This window comes from Sphingobium trunci (assembly GCF_022664535.1).
Lineage (GTDB): Bacteria > Pseudomonadota > Alphaproteobacteria > Sphingomonadales > Sphingomonadaceae > Sphingobium.
Genome location: NZ_JAKUJY010000039.1, coordinates 1 through 15,019 on the forward strand (window position 1 = coordinate 1; position 15,019 = coordinate 15,019).

At 62.3% G+C, this 15,019-nt stretch carries 17 protein-coding genes; 2 read left to right on the plus strand and 15 right to left on the minus strand.

The features are described 5' to 3' along the window. Positions 1 to 35: 35 nt before the first annotated feature. Complete coding sequence (locus MJ601_RS20655) at positions 36 to 518, minus strand: DUF1851 domain-containing protein (protein ID WP_242130280.1); 483 nt, start codon at positions 516 to 518, stop codon at positions 36 to 38. 248 nt (positions 519 to 766) lie between these two features. On the opposite strand from MJ601_RS20655, the gene MJ601_RS20660 reads away from it, so the two are divergent. Next, the gene (locus MJ601_RS20660; RefSeq protein WP_242130281.1) at positions 767 to 1,063 is read left to right on the plus strand and encodes a hypothetical protein; all 297 of its coding nucleotides are present in this window, start codon (positions 767 to 769) and stop codon (positions 1,061 to 1,063) included. A 508-nt stretch (positions 1,064 to 1,571) separates the two neighbouring features. On the opposite strand, the gene rpmE is transcribed toward MJ601_RS20660, so the two are convergent. The 12 genes from rpmE to rpsB form a co-directional block, all read right to left on the minus strand. Further along, positions 1,572 to 1,796, minus strand: coding sequence for a 50S ribosomal protein L31 (gene rpmE, locus MJ601_RS20665; protein ID WP_242130282.1), 225 nt, complete (start codon positions 1,794 to 1,796; stop codon positions 1,572 to 1,574). A 125-nt stretch (positions 1,797 to 1,921) separates the two neighbouring features. Further along, on the minus strand, positions 1,922 to 2,401 hold the full coding sequence (fabZ, locus tag MJ601_RS20670) for a 3-hydroxyacyl-ACP dehydratase FabZ (protein WP_242130283.1): 480 nt from the start codon (positions 2,399 to 2,401) through the stop codon (positions 1,922 to 1,924). A 7-nt stretch (positions 2,402 to 2,408) separates the two neighbouring features. After that, complete coding sequence (locus tag MJ601_RS20675; RefSeq protein ID WP_242130284.1) at positions 2,409 to 3,065, minus strand: OmpH/Skp family outer membrane protein; 657 nt, start codon at positions 3,063 to 3,065, stop codon at positions 2,409 to 2,411. Further along, a complete protein-coding gene (bamA, locus tag MJ601_RS20680; RefSeq protein ID WP_242130285.1) occupies positions 3,065 to 5,746 on the minus strand; it encodes an outer membrane protein assembly factor BamA in 2,682 nt (893 codons plus the stop codon). Before bamA ends, MJ601_RS20675 begins: the two co-directional genes overlap by 1 nt. Before the next feature lie 111 nt (positions 5,747 to 5,857). After that, positions 5,858 to 6,991 (minus strand): RIP metalloprotease RseP, encoded by a 1,134-nt coding sequence (gene rseP, locus MJ601_RS20685; RefSeq protein ID WP_242130286.1) that lies wholly within the window; start codon positions 6,989 to 6,991, stop codon positions 5,858 to 5,860. Further along, a complete protein-coding gene (locus MJ601_RS20690; protein WP_242130287.1) occupies positions 6,988 to 8,145 on the minus strand; it encodes a 1-deoxy-D-xylulose-5-phosphate reductoisomerase in 1,158 nt (385 codons plus the stop codon). The genes rseP and MJ601_RS20690 overlap by 4 nt, the downstream gene beginning before the upstream one ends. Continuing rightward, complete coding sequence (locus tag MJ601_RS20695; RefSeq protein ID WP_242130288.1) at positions 8,145 to 8,921, minus strand: phosphatidate cytidylyltransferase; 777 nt, start codon at positions 8,919 to 8,921, stop codon at positions 8,145 to 8,147. The genes MJ601_RS20690 and MJ601_RS20695 overlap by 1 nt, the downstream gene beginning before the upstream one ends. Positions 8,922 to 8,926: 5 nt before the next feature. Next, a complete protein-coding gene (gene uppS, locus MJ601_RS20700) occupies positions 8,927 to 9,667 on the minus strand; it encodes a polyprenyl diphosphate synthase (protein WP_242130289.1) in 741 nt (246 codons plus the stop codon). Between the two features lie 43 nt (positions 9,668 to 9,710). Then, positions 9,711 to 10,268, minus strand: a complete 558-nt coding sequence (gene frr / locus MJ601_RS20705) for a ribosome recycling factor (RefSeq protein ID WP_242130290.1) — start codon at positions 10,266 to 10,268, stop codon at positions 9,711 to 9,713. A 6-nt stretch (positions 10,269 to 10,274) separates the two neighbouring features. Further along, positions 10,275 to 11,000: a UMP kinase gene (pyrH, locus tag MJ601_RS20710; protein WP_242130291.1), complete on the minus strand. Its 726-nt coding sequence runs from the start codon at positions 10,998 to 11,000 to the stop codon at positions 10,275 to 10,277. Positions 11,001 to 11,169: 169 nt separating this feature from the next. Continuing rightward, positions 11,170 to 12,096: a translation elongation factor Ts gene (gene tsf, locus MJ601_RS20715; RefSeq protein WP_242130292.1), complete on the minus strand. Its 927-nt coding sequence runs from the start codon at positions 12,094 to 12,096 to the stop codon at positions 11,170 to 11,172. Positions 12,097 to 12,210: 114 nt separating this feature from the next. Beyond that, positions 12,211 to 12,969 carry a 30S ribosomal protein S2 gene (gene rpsB / locus MJ601_RS20720; RefSeq protein ID WP_242130293.1) on the minus strand — a complete coding sequence of 253 codons (759 nt, stop codon included), beginning with the start codon at positions 12,967 to 12,969 and terminating at the stop codon, positions 12,211 to 12,213. 248 nt (positions 12,970 to 13,217) lie between these two features. Between rpsB and MJ601_RS20725 the strand changes: the two genes are divergently transcribed. After that, on the plus strand, positions 13,218 to 13,445 hold the full coding sequence (locus MJ601_RS20725) for a hypothetical protein (RefSeq protein ID WP_242130294.1): 228 nt from the start codon (positions 13,218 to 13,220) through the stop codon (positions 13,443 to 13,445). A 3-nt stretch (positions 13,446 to 13,448) separates the two neighbouring features. On the opposite strand, the gene MJ601_RS20730 is transcribed toward MJ601_RS20725, so the two are convergent. Further along, on the minus strand, positions 13,449 to 14,225 hold the full coding sequence (locus MJ601_RS20730; protein ID WP_242130295.1) for a CDP-alcohol phosphatidyltransferase family protein: 777 nt from the start codon (positions 14,223 to 14,225) through the stop codon (positions 13,449 to 13,451). Then, positions 14,222 to 14,956: a phosphatidylserine decarboxylase gene (locus MJ601_RS20735; RefSeq protein WP_242130296.1), complete on the minus strand. Its 735-nt coding sequence runs from the start codon at positions 14,954 to 14,956 to the stop codon at positions 14,222 to 14,224. The genes MJ601_RS20730 and MJ601_RS20735 overlap by 4 nt, the downstream gene beginning before the upstream one ends. Between the last annotated feature and the right edge of the window lie 63 nt (positions 14,957 to 15,019).

Consider the following 15,019-nt stretch of genomic DNA (forward strand, 5'->3'; position numbering starts at 1 on the left):
TTCGGCGCGGCAAACGCTGATAGCTGACGGAGCTTTCAATCCGTCACTTCGATGCGAACGGTTGAACCATCGGGGACAGCGCTTAGCTGCTGATGAATATTCGCCATGCCTATGATTTGCTCTCGCACCGGCGCGACAAACATATTCTCTGGCGCATATCTACCTTCTGCAAAAATAGGTAAGATGGTAAAGGCATAACATTGCCCTAATCCAGCACATTTGCCTGCATCGTGAAGTTGCTCAACCAAGCCGGGAAGAAACCATTCGTCCATTAATCGCGAGTTTGAGCGGAGGGTGGCTTCAAACTGTTCTCGGCTATCTGATACTTGCTCGATAAGGCCTGTTCCAGTGTCTAACCAATGCACCAATTCGTTGGCCGTTTGAACAAAGATGCCGCCCACCATCGAGCAAACTAAAGGTGTCCATTGTTCGGGAAATAGCCATGTCCATGCAGCCATAGCTTCCTCCGCGAGCGGAGATTCAATTTGGAATGCGATGTCCCGCCAGCCAACACTCATTTAATCAACTCCTCAACCCGCAGAGGGCTGCACGAATTTCTGCTTCTGCACAAGTTGGCGGTCGAGCCAAGGGGCGACAAAGGGTGGCCTGCCGCTGGACTGCTTTCCAAGCCGAACCGGACCAGCGGCCAACCGGCGACGCGGAGCAATTTGCAGACGGGGAAGGACGCTGCCGGTTGGATTTGCGACGGTCGCGTTTTGGGGAGGACGACGGAGAAAGCTGACGATACATAGGACGCCACAGAACGATGGAGATGCAAGTGGCGCGACTAAAACACACCATAAAAAACAGTAGTAGTCGGCCGCAGTTTGTGAAATTCGAACTTTCCACACAACGCTACCGGCTTGAACCGGGGCAAGAAATGTATTTCTTCTATGAGTCCGATTTTCCTCGACCTGACGAGCCACCGCTTATCACGGATTTTATCGATAACGATGGGATTATAGAAATTGTCATCTGGACCAATTTTGGTTCGGAAGAAGGGCCGTTCTTGCAGAATGGCGAGGAAGCGATGACCGATTGGGGGCCGCCCTATCGGCCGTAAGCAAGTTGAGAAATTGGCGGCTCTAGCAGCAACAAATGGTCGTTAGCGGCGTGATCTGCGGGGACCGAAAACGCCAAAAAGGCCTTTCCCGCCCAAACCGCGATGAATAATATCGTGATGTGGGTAATGCTAAACAGGGCATCTGAAAAACGCTTCATCCCCACTGCTCAGCATGAATTGCAAAGGCCGCTATGCAGACCAGCATGAAGCCAAGTAAGCGGCGGAAACTGGCCCAAACCCGCCCCTCTCTTTTTTCCTGTCCTACAGGTCCCTGCCCACGCTAGGCTTGGATCGGCTCTTTGACAATTTAACATAATCTGTTGGAAGCGAGACCGGAAACGGCGCTTTCCCGGGACTCCATCGTGTCACCTATGTCACCCCAATCCTACAGGGTCGGCATCGAATATGGCGGCAGGTCGTCGCTTCCCGTCTTCCCCGCGACCAAGGCAGCCAACAAAAAGGGCGCCGCAAGGGCGCCCTTTCCTTATCGAACCTGTGAAGGCGCCGATTACTTCTTCAGCGTGAGGTCGCCGAAACGCTTGTTGAAGCGCGCCACCTGGCCGCCCTGCTCCAGCTGGCGCTGGCCGCCGGTCCAGGCCGGGTGCGACTTGGGATCGATGTCGAGCGCCAGCGTATCGCCTTCCTTGCCCCAGGTCGAACGGGTGCGGAAGGTGGTGCCGTCGGTCATCTGGACGGTGATGAAGTGGTAATCGGGATGCGTATCGGCCTTCATGGGTCTGCTCCGTCTAGGGGCCGGTTTCCGACCGGCCATGGATGCGAAAAATAGCGAAGGCGCGCGGTTACATGGGAATCCGCGCGAAAGCAAGAGGGGACGGGAAAAGGCCGTCCCCCTCCCCTTCAATCCACCGGCGGATCGGCGATCATGGCGACGAAATTGGCTTCGGCGCAGAGCTTGCCGTCGACCATCGCCTTGCCCTCGAACTTGCAGACCCGGCCGCGGATCTGCAGCAGGGTCACATGCAGGTCGAGCAGGCAGCCCGGTTCGACCGGATTGCGGAACTTCGCCCCGTCGATGCTCATGAAATAGACGAGCTTGCCCGACCCGCGCAGGTTCATCGTCTCGACCGTCAGCACGCCTGCGGCCTGTGCCATGGCTTCCACGATCAGCACGCCCGGCATGATCGGGCGGCCGGGGAAATGGCCCTGGAAGAAGCTCTCGTTGATCGACACCGCCTTGACCGCGTGGATCGCGCCGTTGGGAACGAGCGAGACCACGCGGTCGACGAGCAGCATCGGATAACGGTGCGGCAGCGCCGCCATGATCCCACGAATATCGATGGGACCGATGTCGGCGGCCGTTTCAACCTGATCCGTCATTGAGCAATCAGCGCGAGGTCGGCTGCTGCGACGGATTGGCGGGCGCAGCGGCAGGCGCGGCGGCCTGACCCTGACGGCCCGGCTGCCAGCCGGCGGGCGGCGTGATGCCGACGCTGGGCACCAGCGTGTTGAGTTCGGTCACAACCGAATCCGTGATGTCGACGGTCGGCTGATAGGATACGGTCGCATCGGGCGACAGGATCAGATCGACCTTCGCCTTGTTCATGGCCGACTTCAGCGCATCGGACAGCTTGGCCGAAATCTGTTCCTCGACATAGGCGTTGGCGAGCGCGATCGGCTGGCCCATGCGCTGCAGTTCGGCCTGCCCTTCCTGACCGGCCTTCTGATAGGCTTCATATTGCGTCTGGATCGCCGGGGTCGGCTTGCCGCCGGCGGCCTTCATCGCCACCTCCAGCGCGGTGCCCTTGGCCTTCAGGTCAGCGTCGATCGCATTCTTGCGGGCGGTAAAGCTGTCGATCTGCGCCTTGTAGGTGGTCTGGATCTGGGTGCGCGCAGCCGAATAGGCGGCGCTGGTGGCAACGGCACGTTGAAGGTCGACGACGGCGATGCCGGTCTTCGATTGGGCGGCAGCCGGAACGCTGGTCAGCGCCATGGCAGTCATGGGCGCCAGAACCAGCGCCGCGGCCTTGAAAATCGTCTTCATCAGAATTGAGTCCCTACGTTGAAGCTAATGAGCTGAGTGTCGTCCCCTGGTTCCTTGAGCAGGGCCTTGGCGATATCGATGCGGAACGGCCCGAAGGGCGAGTTCCAGTTGACGCCGAAGCCCACCGACACGCGCGGCTTGAGCGTGTCGCCGAGATATTGTTCCTTGAATCCGCCCGAAACGGTGTTGTAGCCGGCCGCCGTGTCGCAGGTGGGCGCCGTGACGGTTCCGCCGGCCTTGACCACTGGGAGGGCAGTATTGGTCGTGGATGAGCAATAGCCTTGGAACTCGCCAGTGCCGTTGATCAGGCCTGGATTCCTCAAGCCACCGACCGCGCCCGCATCCACGAACACCGACGGACGCAGCCCCATTTCACGCGCGCCCGAGCCGATCGGAATTTCCATCTCGGCATGGGCGAGATAATAAATGCGCCCGCCCAGCGCGTCATCGGCCCGGTTGTTGCTGCCGGTCGTCTCAACACCCGTGAATGTGTTGCCGCTCTCGGTCGTGGTATAATAGCGGCGGACGATGCGCGGCCCGACGCCGCGGATATCGAAACCGCGAATCTGCGGATTGCCCAGGAAGAAACGGTCGGTGAGCCGGACCGGATCGACCAGCACCCCTGTCGCATCCGTGCGCTGGCCCTCCAGGCTGTGGATATATCCGCCCTCGCCCGAAAGCGAGAAGATGAAACCGCCGCCGACCGGCCAGTACTTCGAACCGTTGAGCCGGGTACGAACATATTTCACGCTGCCGCCCAGACCGGCGAAATCCTGACTGAGGACCACATTATTGCCTCGCGTCGGACGGATGCGGTTGTCACGCGTATCGTAGATCAGCGAATATCCGACCATCGACGTGGTGCGCTTGCCGATCGCGTCGCAAAGATACCGGCCCGCGCGGATGGGATCGCAGGTGTCGGTTGAACTGTTGCCCAATGTGCCGTCGTTGTTGTTGTCGGTATAATAGGTGGCTTTGTCCAGCGTCACATTGTCGAAGTTCAGCGTATAGCGCAGCGCCAGCGACATATATTCGGTCAGCGGAACGCCCATGCGCAACTGGGCGCCGGTCGTTACCTGCTGATAGGTCGTGTTGCGCGTATTGCCGTTGAGATAGTTGAAGCTGTTGAGATCGCGACGATAGATGTCGCCGCCCAGCGCGATGTTCCGGTCCATGAAATAAGGCTCGGTAAAGCCCAGTTCCACCGACTTGCTATAGGCCGAATAGTTGACGCTGGTGCGCAGTTCCTGCCCCTTGCCGCGGAAGTTGCGCTGGGTGATCGACGCCGACACGATGAAGCGTTCCAGCGACGAGAAACCGGCCGAGAGCGACAGTTCACCGGTCGATTTTTCCTGCACGTTGGTTTCCAGCACGATACGGTCGGGCGCGGAACCGGGCTTCTGCTCGATATCCAGCTTCTCCTGGAAGAAGCCGAGCGAATTGATGCGGTCCTTCGAGCGCTTCACCAGGAAGCTGTTGAATGCATCCCCTTCCGCCAGGCGGAATTCGCGGCGCACCACCTTGTCCTGCGTCAGCGTGTTGCCGTTGATATCCACCCGCTCGACATAGACGCGAGGCGCGTTGGCGATGCGGAAATCGATCCCCATCGTCAGCGTGTCCTTGTCGCGGTTGAAGTCCGGCTGGACGTCGGCAAAGGCATAGCCGAACAGGCCTGCCGTCTCGCTGAGCGTATCGACCGTGTCCTCGACCTGCTTGGCGTTATACCACTGCCCCTTCTTCATCGGCAGCATCTTGGTCAGCGAATCGCCCGACAGGTCGCGAATGTCGCTGTTCACCTTCACGTCGCCGAACTTGTAGCGCTGCCCTTCCTCGACCACATAGGTGATGATGAAGTCCTGCTTGTCCGGCGTCAGTTCCGCCACGGCGGAGATCACGCGGAAATCCGCATAGCCGTTGGTCAGGTAGAATTGGCGCAGCTTCTGCTGGTCATAGGCGAGACGATCGGGGTCATAGCTGGTGCCGGACGAAAAGATGCGGAACCAGCGCGACTGCTTGGTGACCATCTGGCTGCGCAGTTCACCGTCCTTGAATTTCTCATTGCCGATGATGTTGATCTGGCGGACCTTGGACTTGGGCCCTTCCGAGATTTCGAACACGATATCGACGCGATTCTGGTCGAGCTGCACCATCTTCGGTTCGACCGTAGCGGCAAAACGGCCCTGGCGGCGATACAGTTCGATGATGCGGGCGACGTCGGCGCGCACTTTCGAGCGGGTATAGATCTGGCGCGGCGCCAGTTTTATTTCAGGACGTATCTTGTCTTCCTTGAGGCGCTTATTACCTTCCAGCACGATACGATTGATGACCGGGTTTTCCTTCACCTCGATGGTCAGAGCGCCGTTGTCGTTGCGGATCTGGACGTCGGCGAACAGTTCCGTTTCGTAAAGGTCGCGCAATGCCTGATCGAGCGATTCCTGCGTGAAGCTCTGGCCGATGCGCAGCTTGGTGTAGGACAGCACCGTGTCCGGCTCCAGACGCTGGATGCCGGTCACGGCAATATTGCGGATCGTTCCGGCCGCAGGCGCCGCCACCGGGACGGGAGCCGGGACAGCGGGCTGCGGCGCGGACTGCGCCATTGCCGGCACCGCAGACATGCCCGCGATCATCGTCGTTGCCAACAGGGCCACGACGACCGGGCGCTGCCTGTTGCTGCTCATCATCGCTGTCACCCGCTCCACCTTCTACAAAAAAGCAACATATCATTCATGCCGGCTCAATCCGTTCACAACCGGAAAGACGGCGCCAAATCGCGTCCTCCTGCCCGATACGGTTCAGCCGATCAAGCCGGACAGACGTTCCCAAAGCCCGAAAGAGGATAAATCGTTGAATGTTACCAGCACCATCATGGCCAGCAGGACGGCCAGACCGGAGCGGTAGGCCCATTCCTGCACCTGAGGACTGACCGGCCGCCGCTGTATCGCCTCCACCCCATAGAATAGCAGATGCCCGCCATCGAGCATGGGGATTGGCAAGAGGTTGATGAACCCCAAATTAATCGAGATGAGCGCCATGAAGAAGACGAAGCTCTCCAGCCCCAGCGTCGCCGCCTGACCCGAAACCTCCGCGATCTTGAGTGGCCCGCCCAATTCCTTTACCGATCGGCCGCCGCCGACGATCTGCCCCAGCGTTTCCACCATGGTGCGGACGATCTGGCCCGTGCGTTCGATCGCCACGACCGGCGCGCGGACAAGGCTGACCGGCTCGATCACCGGTTCTCCGGGGGCAATGCCCAGACGGCCGATGCGGAACTTGTTGCCGAAGCCGTCATCCTCTTCGACCGCGCCGACCCTGCCCTGCTTCTCGATGAGTTGGCCCTTGCGCTCGATCACGATGGCAACGGGGTCGCCGGGGCGGATTTGCGCGAACAGGCGGATATCGTCGAAGGTCGCCATCTCCCGCCCGTTGAGCGAAACGATGCGGTCACCCGCGACGATCCCGGAGGCGGCGGCGGCGCTGCCCGGTTGCACCTGCCCGGCGACGGCGGGCGTGCGGCTCTCGCCATGGACGAAGGCGAAGGTGGCCAGGATCAGGATGGCGAAGAGGAAATTGATTGCAGGGCCCGCCGCGACAATGGCCGCGCGCTGCCAGAGCGGCTTGGCAGGGAAGCTCTGCGCCCGTTCGGCAGCCGGCATTTCCAGCCAGCGCGGATCGATCTGGCTGGCGGCGTTCATATCGCCCTTGAAGCGGACATAGCCCCCCAGCGGCAACGCGCCCAGGCGCCATCGGGTGCCGCGCTTGTCCACCCAGGCCGCGATTTCCGGACCGAAGCCGATGGAAAAGGCCTCCGCCTTCACCCCGCACCAGCGGCCTACCAGATAATGGCCCAGTTCATGCACGAAGACGAGCGGCCCGATGACCGCCACAAATGCGACTATGGTCAACAGGAAACCGGGATTCTGGATCAAGCGGTCAATCTTTCCATCACATGGCCAGCCATCTTACGCGCCTGCGCGTCCGCTTCCAGCACATCGTCGATCTGGCGGGGCACAGGCGCGCTATAGCGGTTCAGGACATCCTCCACAATCATGGCGATATCAAGGAAGCCGATGGCACCATCAAGGAAAGCGGCGACTGCGACTTCATTGGCCGCGTTCAATATGGCGGGCGCTACACCGCCCGCCTGCGCTGCCTGCCGGGCGAGCCGCAGAGCCGGGAAACGCACGTCATCGGGCACTTCGAAGTCCAGCCGCCCGATCCGCGCCAGATCCAGCGGCTGGCAGGGCGTCGCCATCCGCTCCGGCCAGGCCAGGGCATGGGCGATGGGAATGCGCATGTCGGGCGAGCCGAGCTGTGCCAGGGTGGAACGGTCGCGAAACTCGACCATGGAATGAATGACCGACTGGGCATGGACGAGGATCTCTATCCGGTCGAGGCCCACGGGGAAGAGATGCGCCGCCTCGATCAGTTCAAGACCCTTGTTCATCATCGTGGCGCTGTCGACGCTGATCTTCGCGCCCATCGACCAGTTGGGGTGCGCCACCGCCTGCGCCGGGGTGATGGCCTGCATCTCCTCCCAGCTGCGGGTGCGGAACGGGCCGCCGCTCGCGGTCAGGATGATCCTTGCCACATCTTCGATACGGCTACCTGCAAGGCACTGGAATATGGCGTTATGCTCGCTGTCGACCGGCAGCAGCGTGGCGCCCGATGCCGCCACCGCATCCATCATCAGCGCGCCCGCCGACACCAGCGATTCCTTGTTGGCCAAAGCCACCGTGCCACCGGCCTTCAGCGCCGCCATGGTCGGGCGCAGCCCGGCGCAACCGACGATCGCCGCCATGCTCCAGTCGGCTCCGGCCTGCGCCGCATCGACCAGCGCGGCCTCTCCCGCCGCCGCTTCAATGCCCGATCCGCTCAAGGCTTCCTTCAAAGCCTCATAGCGCGTCTCGTCGCCGATCACGGCGAGCCGGGCATTGCTCTGCCGGGCCGCCGCGGCAAGACCGGCGACATCGCTGTGGGCGGTGAGCGCGATCACCTGCCACGCGTCGGATTCTCGCTGGATCAGATCCAGTGTCGACGTGCCGACCGATCCGGTGGCGCCAAAGATCGAAATTTTCCGCATCAAGGCACCATTAGCAGAAGATAGCAGAGCGCGGCCAGCGGCGCCGCCGCGACAACGCCGTCCAATCGGTCCATCACGCCGCCATGGCCCGGCAGCAGCGTTCCGCTGTCCTTGACCCCGGCGCGCCGCTTCATCCAGCTTTCCAGCAGGTCACCCAGTTGCGCCGCAACCGCCAGCAGTCCGCTGGCGGCGGCAAGCTGGATCGGCAACTGCGCGAAACGATACAAGAGGAAACCCACCATCAACGCAGCCAATATGCCGCCCCCCAGGCCCGACCATGTCTTGGACGGGCTGACGCGAGGCGCCAGCTTGGGACCGCCGATCGACCGCCCGGCAAAATAGGCGCCGATATCCGTGGCCCATACCAGTCCCATCGCCCACAGCGCCAACAGCAGGCCATAGGCGTTGGGAGTCTGTTCCCGCAGGAACAGCAGAGCCATCACCGGAACACATATATAGGGTACGCCCAGCGCCAGCTTCACCGAACGGCCCACCTGCGCGATGAAGAAGAAAGCCGCCGCCATCAGCCCGAATGCCAGCCAGGACACGCCGGCGGCATAGGGACAGAGGATCGCCAGCGGCACCGACACCGCATACATGGCGAGCTTGCGATTGTCCGGCGACACGCCGATCAGGTCCGCCCATTCGCCCTGCATCAGAACTCCGGCGATCACCAGCAACAGCCAGAAGGGAAAGCCGCCAGCGAACAGCGCGCCCAGAGCTATGCAGATCAGGACGACCCCAACGACCGCACGGGTGCGAAGCTCATTCGACATGGACGTCACAACCCGCCGAACCGGCGGTCCCTCAGGCGAAAGGCATCGAGCGCGGCGGCCAGGGCGCATGCATCGAAATCGGGCCAGAGCGTGTCGGTGAAATAGAGTTCCGCATAAGCCGCCTGCCACAGCATGAAATTGCTGAGACGCTGTTCGCCGGAGGTGCGGATCATCAGGTCCAGCGGCGGCAAATCTGCGGTGTAGAGCGCGCCCTCTACCTCGGCCAAGCCGATCTCCTCCGCCTTGATCTCTCCGGCCTGCACTCGGCAGGCCAGCATCCGGGCCATGCGCACCAGTTCGTCCTGTGCGCCATAGTTGAGCGCGATCGCGATGATCGGCCCCCTATTGCCCGCCGTCCGCTCCATCGCGCCCTCGATCAGCGCGACCAGCGACGGATCGAGCGCCTGATAATGACCGACCACCCGCAGGCGAACGCCATTGGCATGAAATTCGTCAATGTCGGACTGGATGAAGTGTCGCAGCAGACCCATGAGGTCGGCGACTTCGCTTGCGGGGCGCTTCCAGTTTTCCGAGGAAAAGGCGTAGAGCGTCAGGCACTCCAGCCCCATGTCCTGCGCGGCCCGCGCGACCCGGCGGACCGCTTCCACCCCGGCGCGGTGCCCGGCGATACGCGGCAGGAACCGCTTCTTCGCCCAGCGGCCATTGCCGTCCATGATGATGGCGACGTGACGCGCGCCATGGTCTGGCGCGCCGCTGGTCAGATCGGGCTTGGCTTGGGTGGCCATCAGGGAGTGATGCGTGCTTTGGCCGCGAAAGGAAAGCCCCGGCTCACTGGCCGAGAATTTCCTTCTCCTTGGCCGCCGCCGCCGCATCGATATCCCCGATGGTGCTGTCGGTCAGCTTCTGAACCTCGGTTTCCAGACGCTTGCGCTCATCCTCGCTGATCTCGCCCTTCTTCTCGTCGGTCTTGAGGCTGTCCATGCCGTCCCGGCGGACATTGCGCACGGCGACACGCGCGCCTTCGGCATATTTGCTGGCGAGCTTGGCCAGCTCCTTGCGGCGCTCTTCGGTCAGGTCCGGGATCGGCAGGCGCAGCGTCTGGCCGTCGACGATCGGGTTGAGGCCCAGCCCCGCCGACCGTATCGCCTTGTCGACCGGTCCGACATTGCTCTTGTCCCACACCTGGACCGACAGCATGCGCGGTTCGGGCGCGGAAACGGTCGCCACCTGATTGAGCGGCATATGGGCGCCATAGACCTCGACCGTAACCGGATCGAGCAGTTGGATGTTGGCGCGACCCGTGCGCAGGCCCGCCAGATCGCCCTTCAGCGATTCGACGGCGCCGTGCATGCGGCGTTCGAGGTCGGCCTTGTCATATTGAGCCATTTTGTTTCAGCGCTCCTGATTTTGCACGATCGTCGCCACACCGTCACCGGCCAGCACCTTCGCCAGATTGCCGGTTTCGCGGATGTTGAACACGACGATGGGGATATTGTTTTCGCGGCAAAGCGCAATGGCGCTCGCGTCCATGACCTTGAGGTTGTCGTTCAGCACCTGATCGAAGCCGATTTCCTCATATCGCACGGCTTCAGGCACTTTCTTGGGATCGGCATCGTAGATGCCGTCGACGCTGGTGCCCTTGAACAGCGCGTCGCAGTTCATTTCGGCCGCCCGCAAAGCCGCCGTGGTGTCGGTGGTGAAGAAGGGACTGCCGGTGCCCGCCGCGAAGATGACGATCCGGCCCTTCTCCATGTGCCGCACCGCCTTGCGCCGGATATAGGGTTCGCAGACCGATGCCATGGGAATGGCCGACTGAACGCGGGTATCATAGCCCAGCTTTTCCAGCGCATTCTGCACCGCCAGCGCGTTCATCACCGTGGCCAGCATGCCCATATAGTCGGCGCTCGCCCGGTCGAAGCCCTTGGCCGCGCCCGCCAGCCCACGGAAGATATTGCCCCCGCCGACAACGACGCAAAGCTCGAACCCGGCATTCTTGGCCGCCGCGATTTCGCCCGCGACCCGGTTCACGGTTTCCGGCTCGATGCCGAACTGGCCCTGCCCCATCAGCACTTCGCCCGAGAGTTTCAACAAGATGCGCTTGAAGGCAGGCCGGGTCATGCGGGGCAATATTCCATTTATGAATGGGCAAGGAAATGGCGCGCACCTTAGGCAGTGCGCGCCATATTGTGAAGCCGGGTTTTAAACCCTGACCTTCCTTAGCGTCCCCTCCGGACTTGTCGAGAAGCCTCAGCCTCCCGACACCGCCGGAAGCGAACGTCCTGTCCAATCAAACGCCAGCGGCAGCAGCCACTTCAGCGGCGAAATCGCTCGTTTCCTTCTCGATGCCTTCACCGAGCTGGAAGCGGACATAGTTCTTCAGCGTGATCGAGGCACCGGCTTCCTTGGCCGCCTTGGCGACGACGTCGGCAACCGGGGTCTTGTTGTCCATCACGAAGAGCTGCGAGAGCAGCGCATTTTCCTTGGCATATTTGGCAACCGCGCCGTCGACCATCTTGGCGACGATTTCGGCGGGCTTGCCCGATTCGGCGGCCTTTTCGGCAGCGATGGCGCGCTCACGCTCCAGCAGGGCCGGATCGATGTCGGCCGAGGACAGCGCCAGGGGGAAGGCCGCGGCGATGTGCATCGCGATCTGCTTGCCCAGCGGCTCCAGAACATCAGCCGTGGCGTCGCCTTCCAGCGCGACCAGAACGCCGATCTTGCCCAGGCCCGGAGCAGCCGCATTGTGGACGTATGGAACGACCACGCCCTGGCTCACCTCGACCTGGCCGACGCGGCGCAGGGTCTGGTTCTCGCCGATGGTGGCGATGTTGGCGACCAGCTTCTCGGCGACGGTGCCGCCCGACGGATAGGCGGCGTTCGATAGCGCGTCGGCATCGGCCGCGCCCTTTTCCAGCGCGATGGCCGAAACGGTGCGGACGAAATCCTGGAACTGGTCGTTCTTGGCAACGAAGTCGGTTTCGCTGTTCACTTCGACGGCCACGCCCTTGGTGCCGGCGACGGCGACGCCGACCAGGCCTTCAGCGGCGGTGCGGCTCGACTTCTTCTGCGCAGCGGCCAGGCCCTTGGCGCGCAGCCAGTCGGTTGCCGCTTCGATGTCGCCATTGGCTTCGGTGAGCGCCTTCTTGCAATCCATCATGCCCGCGCCCGAACGGTCGCGCAGTTCCTTGACGGCGGCAGCGGTAATCTCGGCCATGTTTCGGCTCCTAAAATCTTGGGGGTTCATATATGCGAATTCTATATGCGCACTAGGGCGCGGTCCGATGGATCGCGCCCTAGCCTGTCATTCTTGCAGTTCGAAGACCGCGGATCAGGCCTGGACGGCGACCTCTTCGGCTTCCGGCTCGTCCAGAGCGCCCAGATCGACGCCCGATGCCTGCTGCGCACCACGATTGCCCTTGGTGGCGGCGGCGGCGATCGCGTCGCAATAGAGGCGGATGGCGCGGCTGGCGTCATCGTTCGCCGGAACCGGGAAAGCGATGCCGTCGGGCGAGACGTTCGAATCGAGGATCGCGACGACCGGGATGCCCAGCGTGTTGGCTTCCTTGATCGCCAGCTCTTCCTTGTTCGCGTCGATCACGAACATGACATCGGGAATGCCGTTCATGTCGCGGATACCGCCCAGCGACAGTTCCAGCTTCTCGCGCTCGCGGGTCATCTGGAGCACTTCCTTCTTGGTGAAGCCGTGGGTGTCGCCCGACAGCTTCTCCTCAAGGGTCTTCAGACGCTTGATCGAGCCCGAAATGGTCTTCCAGTTGGTGAGCATGCCGCCCAGCCAGCGGTGGTTGACGAAATGCTGGCCCGACTTGCGGGCGGCTTCGGCGATGGGATCCTGCGCCTGGCGCTTGGTGCCGACGAACAGCACCTTGCCACCGGCGGCGACGGTCGCCGACACGAAGTCCAGCGCGCGGCCGAACAGCGGCACGGTCTGCGACAGGTCAAGAATGTGGATGCCGTTGCGCTCGCCGAAGATGTACGGCTTCATGCGCGGGTTCCAGCGGTGGGTCTGGTGGCCGAAATGGGCCCCAGCCTCGATCAATTGGTGCATGGTGACGACAGGAGCCGCCATAATCATTCTCCTTCCGGTTACACCTCTGGGAATCAGGAACTGAAGCGGCACGCCGCAGCACCGGATATGTCGATTCCCATGTGGAATGGGCGCGCCTTTAGCCGCGCTGGAATATCAATGCAAGGGGTTGACTCTCCATTCCGGATGGAACATAAAGAGAACATCGGGAACAAATAACGGTTTACCGCCGTTTGCATGCCTATAGTGAACCAAGCCGTGCAAATGGCAAGACAGAAAGTGAATGCCTCATGTTCGCACTGATCGCAGCACTGGTTTTCATCGGGTCGTTCCTGCTCGCCGCAGGAACCATCTTGGGCATGCTCCTGGCCTATCATGACAAGATGGTGGCTGCACTGACCTTCGCCCCGATCCCGCAGGAGGCGCCGGTCTATCGCATGCGCATCAGCCGCCGCCGTGCTGCCCCCGCAACGCATAAGGCCGCTCCGGCCTTCAGGACAGCCGCTCTCGCGGCCTGATTATCAGGCTTTCACCTCGGATCGCTGCCGGAGCACCTTGGCGTAGGATAATATGCCGAAGGGAATGGTCGCCAGATAGACGGCGCAGATGAACAGGAGCGTCAGCCAGGGATCGGTGATCAGCAGTGCCGCCAGCAATCCGGCAAAGGCAATCGCCTCCAGCCTGATCCGCTTGCGCAGCCGCAGCGCCGACCAGCTATAGGTCGCGATGTTGGAGATCATCAGGAAGGCGGTAAAGGCCGTCCAGGGCGCCACCACATACCATTCGCGAAACAACGGTTCCCCCGTCACAAGCCAGAGGTAAAGCGGCACGAACGCCAGTCCAGCTCCCGCCGGAGCCGGAACGCCGGTGAGGAAACCCGCGGACTTATGCGGCTGCACATCCGCATCGATATTGGCGTTGAACCGCGCCAGCCGCAGCGCGCAGGACAGCGCATGGGCCAAGGCGAAAATCCAGCCGAATTTCGGCATGGCATGAAGGGACCAGAGATAGAGGATCAGCGCGGGCGCCACGCCAAAGGCGATGGAATCCGAGAGCGAATCCAATTCCGCGCCGAAGCGGCTTTCTCCGCGCAACAGCCGCGCGATCCGGCCGTCCAGCCCGTCCAGCACCCCGGCGATCAGAATGGAGAGCACCGCCCTCTCCCAATCTCCCGAAATGCCGTAGCGCACGCCGGTGAGGCCGAAGCACAACGCCATCGCTGTCACGGCATTGGGCGCCACCATCCGCAGGGTGATCCCCCGGCGCAGGCCTCGCGGAATGGCGCGCCGCTGCCTCATTGCTGAATCCCGGAAATCACCCGCATGTCGCCCATCTGGCCCAGGATGGTCTCGCCCGCGACGGTACGCTGGCCCAGCACCACGCGTGGCGCCGTCCCCGCAGGCAGATAGACGTCCACCCGGCTGCCGAAACGGATCAGACCGATGCGCTGCCCGGCCGCGACCATGTCGCCCGGCTTCACGAACGGCACGATCCGCCGTGCCACTAGCCCGGCGATCTGGGTGAAGCCGATGCGCACGCCATCATGCCGCTCGACCAGGATGTGCTGCCGCTCATTATCCTCGCTCGCCTTGTCGAGATCGGCATTGAGGAACTTGCCGGAAATATAGACCACCGACTTCACCGTCCCACCGATCGGCGTGCGGTTGATATGGACGTCGAACACGCTCATGAAGATCGACACGCGGATCATCGGCTGGTCGCCCAGCCCGTCCGGTCCTGCCAACTCGCGCGGCGGCGGCACCCGCTGGATCAGCGTCACAAGCCCGTCGGCGGGCGCCACGATGGCACGGTCGTCCTGCGGCACAGCGCGCACCGGATCGCGGAAGAAGGCGAAGACCCATATCGACACCATCACCATGAGCCAGGCTGGAATGGTCCAGCCCACCAGGAACAGCAGGGCGGTGATCGCCACCGCGATCAGGCCGAATTTCATGCCCTCCGGATGCACGGAGGGGAAACGCCATTTCACATTGCCGCCCAGCGCGACGGTCAGTTCGTCATTTTCCATGGCCAGTGTCTTTAGGCACAGTCTGTTACAGTGACAACGGCCGATCCCGCTCCAGCCCCATGA